The sequence below is a fragment of the Stenotrophomonas sp. SMYL11 genome, from assembly GCF_036320005.1.
GTDB classification, from domain to species: domain Bacteria; phylum Pseudomonadota; class Gammaproteobacteria; order Xanthomonadales; family Xanthomonadaceae; genus Stenotrophomonas; species Stenotrophomonas maltophilia_A.
The window spans coordinates 1-7,692 of record NZ_JAWIRS010000017.1; the positions used below are offsets into that span (position 1 = coordinate 1).

Below are 7,692 nucleotides of genomic sequence, written 5' to 3' on the forward strand. Positions count from 1 at the left end.
GGCGGTGTGGGCTTGCAGGACCGTTGGCGCCCTGGATGGCGCCATCGAGCCCCCATGGATGGGTTTACGGCGTGTCCTGTAAGCCCACACCGCCACACCAACCCACGGAATGCTCGCTGTTGCTTCGGCTTCGGCTTCGGCCTCTGCGGGTGCAGGGCCGCAGGCCCTGCCGAACCACCCTCACTCCGCAACGTGCTCGACCTGCCGCGGTTCGGGCTTGGTGTCGGGCAGCTGCCAGAAGATCATCGTCGAGGTCAGAGTGATCGCGCCCACGCACAGGAACGTCGCATGCAGTGCCGCGGTGGCGCTGTTGCTGTCCAGGTGATTGCCGAACGCGGCCAGCAGGCTGCCGGCCGCCGCGGCACCGAAACCGGCGGCGAGCATCATCACCATCGACAGCAGGCTGTTGCCGGAACTGGCGAATTCGCGGTCCAGATCACGCAGCGTCACGGTGTTCATCACGGTGAACTGCAGGGAATTGACCGCACCGAAGAAGGCCAGCTGCAGCAGGCGCCAGGCCAGGTGCTGGCCGGGTGTCATCAGGATGAAGCTGGCCATCGCCAGGCCGACCAGCACGGTGTTGACCATCAGCACGCGGCGGTAACCGTAGCGTTCGACCAGTTTCACCGCCAGCTTCTTCGACACCATGCCGGCCGCCGCCACCGGCACCATCATCAGGCCGGCGTTCATCGGGCCCAGGCCCAGGCCGACCTGCAGCAGCAGCGGGATCAGCATCGGCATGGCGCTGCTGCCGATGCGCGAGAACAGGTTGCCGAGGATGCCGATGCGGTAGCTGGGCACGCGGAACAGCGCCAGCGAGAACAACGGCGCGGTGGAGTTGGCGGCATGCAGCCAGTAACCGACCAGTGCGGCCAGGCCGGCCACGGTCATCAGCATCACCAGCGCATGTGGCGTTCCGAGCCCGGAGATGCCGTCCAGCGCCAACGACAGCACCACCATCGCAAAGGCCAGCATGATGTAGCCGCGCAGGTCGAAGCGGGTGCGATGGCTGGCGTAGTGGTCGGGCATGATCTTCATCGCAGCGATGAAACCGATCACGCCGATTGGCAGGTTGATCAGGAACACCCAGTGCCACGATGCGATCTCGACCAGCCAGCCACCCAACGTGGGGCCGATCAACGGGCCGACCAGTGCCGGAATGGCGATGAAGCTCATCGCGCGCAGGAAATCCTCACGCGGCACCGAACGCATCACCGCCAGGCGACCGACCGGCAGCAGCATGGCACCGCCGATGCCCTGCAGCACGCGCGCACCGACCAGCTGGTGCAGGTGCTGGGCCAGCGCACAGGCCAGCGAGCCGAGGGTGAACAGGATGATCGCCACCAGGAAGGTGCGGCGGGTGCCGTAGCGGTCGGCGATCCAGCCGGAGGCGGGAATGAAGGTGGCTACCGCCAATGCGTAGCTGAACACCACCGACTGCATCTGCAGCGGGCTTTCGCCCAGGCTGGCCGCCATCGCCGGCAAGGCCGTGTTGACGATGGTCGAGTCCAGCATCTGCATGAAGATCGCCAACGAAACCAGCCACAGCAGGGGACGCTGGCGGTTGTAGGTCGATGGCGATGTGGACATGGGGTGTGGCCGGTGCAGCGTGGGGGACGCCATGATCGCGCACTGCAGGTCACGGCGCGATCAACATCGCGCCGCAACCGCATGCGCAATGCTCAGCGCTGGCTGTGCGCGTGCACCGCGTCGACCAGCACCTGCACGTGCGCCGGGTCCATGTCCGGCGACATGCCGTGGCCGAGGTTGAACACATGGCCCTCGCGCGAGCCGCCGTTGCCGGCGGCATAGGTGTCGAGGACGCGTGCTGCTGCGGCGGCGATCGCATCCGGCGAGGCGTACAGCGTGGTCGGGTCGAGGTTGCCCTGCAGTGCGACGCGGCCACCGGTGCGGCGCATCGCCTCGTCCAGGTCCAGCGTCCAGTCCAGGCCCAGCGCATCGGCGCCGGTCTGCGACAGCGCTTCCAGGTGCAGGCCGGTGCCCTTGCCGAACAGGATCAGCGGCGTGCGCTCGTTGCCTTCGCCGCGCTCCAGGCCCCCGGCGATGCGCTGCAGGTAGCGCAGCGAGAACTCGCGGTACATCGACGGCGACAGCACGCCACCCCAGGTGTCGAACACCTGCAGTGCCTGTGCACCGGCCGCGCGCTGCGCGCCGAGATAGGCGATCACCGCCTCGGTGGTGACCTCCAGCAGGCGGTGCAGGGCCTGCGGATGGTTCAGTGCCATCGCCTTGATCCGCGCGAAGTCCTTGCTGCCGCCGCCTTCCACCATATAGCAGGCCAGCGTCCACGGGCTGCCGGAGAAACCGATCAGCGGCACCTGGCCGTCCAGCTCACGGCGGATCAGGCGCACCGCGTCCATCACGTAGCCCAGATCCTGTTCCATGTCCGGCACCGCCAGCCTGGCGATGGCGGCTTCATCACGCACCGGGTGGCGGAACTTCGGGCCTTCGCCTTCGACGAAGTACAGCTCCAGGCCCATTGCATCGGGAATGGTGAGGATGTCCGAGAACAGGATGGCCGCGTCCAGCGGGAACCGGCGCAGCGGCTGCAGAGTGACCTCGCAGGCAATCTCCGGATTCTTGGCCATGGCCAGGAAGCTGCCGGCCTTGGCCCGGGTCGCGCGGTATTCCGGCAGGTAGCGGCCGGCCTGGCGCATCAGCCAGACGGGGGTGCAGTCCACCGGTTCGCGGCGCAGGGCGCGCAGCAGGCGATCGTTGCGGAGAGGGCTGGTCACGATGGGCATTCCTTGGACGAAAGTTGGCAGCGGCGTCAGTCGCCGTGCGAGAGGATCTGGAAACCGCGATGCAGTTCGGCATCGCGGGCCTTCTCGAAGGCATGGCGGGCTTCGTCGGCCTGCAGGAACAGCTCACGCCGCAGCTGCGAGCGGCTGCCGACGCGACCGCTCTCGCGCAGCAGTTCCCAGCCGCCGAACAGATCCGGCTGCAGGCTCAGGCGCAGGAAGCGCGGTGCCTGCGCACCGGCGTCAGGATGTTGCAGGTAGACGTGCATGGCGCCGATTGTAGCGGGGCCAGGGTGACCCCGGCCGCAACGCGGTCGTGCCGGCCGCTGGCTGGCAATGTCATCAACGGGGAAGCCGACCAGCGGCCGGCACTACCAGGCTGCGCGGCAGGATTGCCGGCCAGCGGCCGGCACTACCGGGCCGACAGCACCTTCAGCACCGCCGCCTCATCCACGTCCGGCACCACTTCAGCGCGGCCCATGCCACGCCACAGCACCAGGCGCAGGCGACCGGCCACGTTCTTCTTGTCCAGCCGCATGCGGCCGAGCAGGGCCTGCGGGTCCAGTCCGGCCGGGATCGCCACCGGCAGGCCGAGGCGTTCCAGCAGGGCCTGCAGGCGCGCACGGTCGGCGTCGTCTGCCAGGCCGAGGTCGGTGGACAGCTTCGCCGCCAGCACCATACCCACTGCTACGGCCTCGCCATGGTTCAGCGCATCGCGGCCGGGAGCGGAGTAACCCTGTTCGGTCTCGATGGCGTGGCCGAAGGTGTGGCCGAGGTTGAGCAGGGCACGCTCGCCCTTCTCGAACGGATCGCGCTCGACGATGGCGGCCTTGTGCCGGCAACTGCGCGCGATGGCTTCGGAAAGCACGTTGTCTTCGCCGGCCAGCAGCGCATCGGCATGCTGCTGCAGCCATTCGAAGAACACCGCGTCGCCCAGCGCGCCGTACTTCACCACTTCGGCCAAGCCGGCGCGCAGCTCGCGCGGCGGCAGGGTGGCCAGCACGCGGGTATCGGCAATGACCGCGCGCGGCGGATGGAATGCGCCGACCAGGTTCTTGCCGGCCGGAATGTCGACCGCGGTCTTGCCGCCCACGGACGAATCGACCATCGCCAGCAGGGTGGTCGGAAGCTGCACGCAGTCCACGCCGCGCATCCAGCAGGCCGCGGCAAAACCGGCGAGATCACCGACCACGCCGCCGCCGAGGGCGAACACGCAGGCATCTCGGGTGGCGCCGAGCGCGGCCAGTGCTTCGATCGCACGACCGAATTCGGCCAGGGTCTTGGAGGCTTCGCCGGCGGCTAGCACGTGCTCGCCGACGATCAGATCGGGGCGTGCGGCCAGCAGCGTCTGCTTCACGGCTGCCAGGTAGCGCGGAGCCACTTCGCTGTCGCTGAGCAGCAGCACATGACGGCCGCGCACGTGCGAGGCCAGCGCGGTGCCATCGGCCTGGGCGCCGGCGCCGATGGTGATGGAGTAGGGGCGGTCGCCGCCAACGGCGACCTGCAGCAGGGCGGGGGAAGTCATGCGGTGAGGTCCTGGCGCTGCCATTGCGTAGCCAGCTTGACCACCAGGTGGGCGGTCGCGTCGGCAGCGGTATACGGGTCGGTATCGAGGGTGAGGTCGGCCAGCTCGCGGTACAGCGGGTCGCGGTGTGCGGCCAGATCGCGCAGCACCTGCTCGCGGTCGGGACGCTGCAGCAGCGGCCGGCCCTTGTCGCGGGCCAGGCGTTCCAGCTGCGCGGCCACGCTGACCCGCAGGTAGACCACGAAGCCACGCTGGGCGATCAGTGCACGGTTGTCCGGATCCAGCACTGCACCGCCGCCGGTGGAGACCAGTTGGCCGCGGCCTTCCAGCACACGGGCCAAGGCTTCGCGCTCATGGCTGCGGAAGCCGGTTTCACCCGAGTGCTCGAAGATGGTCGGGATGCTGGCGCCGGCGGCATCGACGATGACCTGGTCGACATCGACGAAGTCCAGCGTGAAGCGCTCGGCCAGGCGGCGGCCGATGCAGGTTTTGCCGGCGCCCATCGGGCCGATCAGGATCAGGTTCGGAGCAGGATTCATGCCCTCTGATGCTAACACCTCCGTGCCCTTGCCTTTACGTTCTTCACGTCAGGGTAGGCGTTCCTGCGGGGTCTCCCGCGCCAGCCGGAGTACAGGCCATGACGGTCGCCAAGGTCATCGAAATCACCGCCTCCTCGCCCAAAAGCGTGGAAGACGCCGTGCGCAGCGGGCTGAAGAAGGTTTCCGAGACGGTCAAGGGCATCCAGGGCGCTTGGGTGAACGAGACCAAGGTGGTCACCAATGGCAGCGGCGAGATCACCGAATGGCGGGTCAACCTGCGGGTGACCTTCCTGGTGGAATAGGCGTGCTCAGCGCACGTCCTGCACCTGGCGCTGGCCGTCCAGCACCACCACGTGGTCGGCCAGGCCGGGCAGGGCGCGCAGTGCCTGTCGGCTGACCCGCTCGTAGTACTGCACGAAGCGCTCCAGCTGGGGCCGGCTCATGCCGTGACGGCCCGGCTGCGCGGCCTGCAGGTTCTGCTCCTGCTGCCAGCGCCAGCGCGGTACCACCGAGAAATCCGGCGGCTGCAGGAACCACAGGCGGTCGCAGCGCTGCCACAGCGCCGGGTAGTCGCGGCCCAGCGCCTGGTTGCACCATCGCCGCCAGCGGCCATCGGCGTCGGCTTCGCGCTCCAGTGCGTTCAACGGGCTGTCCAGCGCGTCTTCATCCTGCGCGGGGCTGCCCAGGAACCAGCCTTCGAAGACCAGCAGGTCCAGCGGTTGTTGCAGCTGCAGCCATTGCGCTTCGGGCAGGCGTTCATCGGCCAGCTTGTCGAAGCGCGGCATCGCGAAAGGCTGGCGTGCGGCCACCGCGTCCAGCACGGCGTGGGCCAGTGGCAGGTCATGGGTGCCGGGTGGGCCGCGGGTGATCAGCAGCGGGTGCACCTGGCGGGCCAGTCGCTGGCGCTGTGCGCGGGTCAGGTAGACGTCATCGATCGACAGCGTGGCCGCGTTCAGGCCGCGTGCCTGTGCGCGCGCCACCACCTGCGAGGCCAGCGTCGATTTGCCGCTCCCCTGCAGGCCGCTGATCGCCAATACTGGAACCGCTGCGCCGCTGCCCAGCGCATCGTCCAGCGCCTGTTCGGCCAATGTTTCGGGGAATCCTTTCACCTGGGGCATATACGCAGCAGCGGCCATGCAGCCACAATAGCCCAATCCGTGTGAGAAGAACGCAATCATGAGCGACCTGTACGCCGAAGCCCTGTCCACGTTTGCCGGCCTGTTCGAAGAGGCCAAACAGAGCCGCGAGGTCGAGCCGAACGCGATGACCGTGGCCACTGCCGATACGCACGGCCGTCCCTCGGCACGTACCGTGCTGCTGAAGGCGTTCGACGAGCGTGGTTTCGTGTTCTACACCCACCTGGACAGCCACAAGGGCCAGGAACTGCAGGCCAATCCGCAGGCCGCGCTGCTGTTCCTGTGGCGCAGCCTGCGCGAGGCCGGCATCCAGGTGCGCATTGAAGGCCGTGTCGAGCACGTCGCCGATGCCGAAGCCGATGCCTATTTCGCCAGCCGCCCGCGCATGAGCCAGATCGGCGCGTGGGCCTCGCAGCAGTCGAAGACGCTGGCGACGCGCGAGGAGTTCGACGCGCGCGTGGCCGGGATCGAAGCCCGCTTCGAGGGCAAGGACGTGCCGCGCCCGGAGGGCTGGAGCGGTCTGCGCGTGGTGCCCGACCGCATCGAGTTCTGGTACGGCGCGCAGTTCCGCCTGCACGAACGCTGGTGCTATGAAGCCGGCGCCGAAGGGCGCTGGAGCAAGCGCCTGCTGTACCCGTAAGGCCGCGCGATGCAACGCCTGCCGCTGTACCGCGTGGTGGTGTTCGTGCCATCGGCAGCACTGGATGCAGTGAAGCAGGGCATCCTCGCGGTGGACGCGCTGGCGGCCGGCGACTACGAGCACGGGATGTGGTGGTCGGCGCCGGGGTTCGAACAGTTCCGTCCGCGCGTGGGTGCGTCGCCCGTGCAGGGTGAGGCGGGTCGCACCGAGGTGGTCGACAGCGTGCGTCTGGAGTTCTGCCTGCCTCGGAATCCGCAACGGCTGCAGCGCATCTTCGAACAGGGCATCGTGCCGCATCACCCGTGGCAGGTGCCGGTGGTGCAGGTGGAGGAAACCGAGCTGCTGCTGGCCGACAGGCGGCCGTTGTAGAACCGAGCCATGCTCGGCTGCTGTTGCCCTGGCGCGCAAGGCAGTCGAGCATGGCTCGACTCTACAAGAGCAGGCTGTCGCGAAAGGACTGGTCAGCTTCATCTGCGAGCAGGTCAGCAACCGGCACACTCCGACGAATGCCCTCGATTTCCGGAGTCGCCATGCCCTCCTGGCGTTGCCTGTTTGCCGTGCCATCACCGCGTCGTGGCGTGGAGGCTTACCTGCTGCTTGCCCGCATCGTCGCCGGTGTGATGTTCTGCGTCTCCGGCTGGAACAAGGTGTTCACCGACGCGGGGCGCGAGCGCATGGTGCATACGCTGGTCGATGCGGGGATCCCGTTCCCGGTGTTCAGTGCGCCGGTGCTGGGTGCGATTGAATGGATTGCGGGTGGCCTACTGGTACTCGGCCTGCTCAGTCGCCCTTCGGCGTTGCTGCTGGCGGGAATCTGCGCGGTGGCCGCATTGACCGATGGCATCGCACGCATTCCCGCAGGATTGAGCGTGCCGGATTGGTTGAGCTGGTTCTTCTACCTGAGCGAAGTGCCTCTTGGGGTGCTGCTGCTTTGGATTGCGGCGGTGGGCAGCGGCCGGTTTGCGATAGAGGCGCGCTGGGCACGCTGACGGCGCTCGCGCACCGGCAGAGTCGGGGGGGGGGGGGGGGGGGGGGGGGCCGGGGCCCGCGCGGGGGGGGGGGGGGCGCGGCGGGGGGCCGGGCGGCCCGG

Annotated in this window: 10 protein-coding genes; 4 read left to right on the forward strand and 6 right to left on the reverse strand. The window is 68.4% G+C overall.

What is annotated here, in order from left to right:
* Positions 1–180: 180 nt before the first annotated feature.
* The 5 genes from mdtD to V3B46_RS18500 form a co-directional block, all read right to left on the reverse strand.
* Positions 181–1,590 (reverse strand): multidrug transporter subunit MdtD, encoded by a 1,410-nt coding sequence (gene mdtD / locus V3B46_RS18480; RefSeq protein ID WP_010482759.1) that lies wholly within the window; start codon positions 1,588–1,590, stop codon positions 181–183.
* 92 nt (positions 1,591–1,682) lie between these two features.
* Positions 1,683–2,765 (reverse strand): uroporphyrinogen decarboxylase, encoded by a 1,083-nt coding sequence (hemE, locus tag V3B46_RS18485; RefSeq protein ID WP_329892576.1) that lies wholly within the window; start codon positions 2,763–2,765, stop codon positions 1,683–1,685.
* 26 nt (positions 2,766–2,791) lie between these two features.
* Positions 2,792–3,031, reverse strand: a complete 240-nt coding sequence (locus V3B46_RS18490; RefSeq protein WP_032127800.1) for a WGR domain-containing protein — start codon at positions 3,029–3,031, stop codon at positions 2,792–2,794.
* Between the two features lie 143 nt (positions 3,032–3,174).
* Positions 3,175–4,287, reverse strand: coding sequence for a 3-dehydroquinate synthase (gene aroB, locus V3B46_RS18495; RefSeq protein ID WP_154264194.1), 1,113 nt, complete (start codon positions 4,285–4,287; stop codon positions 3,175–3,177).
* Entirely contained in the window at positions 4,284–4,826 is a 543-nt protein-coding gene (locus V3B46_RS18500) for a shikimate kinase (RefSeq protein ID WP_154353170.1), read from the reverse strand. Before V3B46_RS18500 ends, aroB begins: the two co-directional genes overlap by 4 nt.
* Positions 4,827–4,924: 98 nt before the next feature.
* Between V3B46_RS18500 and V3B46_RS18505 the strand changes: the two genes are divergently transcribed.
* Positions 4,925–5,128 (forward strand): dodecin family protein, encoded by a 204-nt coding sequence (locus V3B46_RS18505; protein ID WP_005410663.1) that lies wholly within the window; start codon positions 4,925–4,927, stop codon positions 5,126–5,128.
* Positions 5,129–5,134: 6 nt separating this feature from the next.
* On the opposite strand, the gene V3B46_RS18510 is transcribed toward V3B46_RS18505, so the two are convergent.
* Entirely contained in the window at positions 5,135–5,962 is an 828-nt protein-coding gene (locus tag V3B46_RS18510; RefSeq protein WP_329892577.1) for a kinase, read from the reverse strand.
* 40 nt (positions 5,963–6,002) lie between these two features.
* On the opposite strand from V3B46_RS18510, the gene pdxH reads away from it, so the two are divergent.
* The 3 genes from pdxH to V3B46_RS18525 all read left to right on the forward strand — a co-directional run bounded on the left by pdxH (position 6,003) and on the right by V3B46_RS18525 (position 7,591).
* Positions 6,003–6,602, forward strand: a complete 600-nt coding sequence (gene pdxH / locus V3B46_RS18515) for a pyridoxamine 5'-phosphate oxidase (RefSeq protein ID WP_329892578.1) — start codon at positions 6,003–6,005, stop codon at positions 6,600–6,602.
* 9 nt (positions 6,603–6,611) lie between these two features.
* On the forward strand, positions 6,612–6,971 hold the full coding sequence (locus V3B46_RS18520) for a YqfO family protein (protein WP_329892579.1): 360 nt from the start codon (positions 6,612–6,614) through the stop codon (positions 6,969–6,971).
* 161 nt (positions 6,972–7,132) lie between these two features.
* On the forward strand, positions 7,133–7,591 hold the full coding sequence (locus V3B46_RS18525) for a DoxX family protein (protein ID WP_329892580.1): 459 nt from the start codon (positions 7,133–7,135) through the stop codon (positions 7,589–7,591).
* Positions 7,592–7,692: the final 101 nt, after the last annotated feature.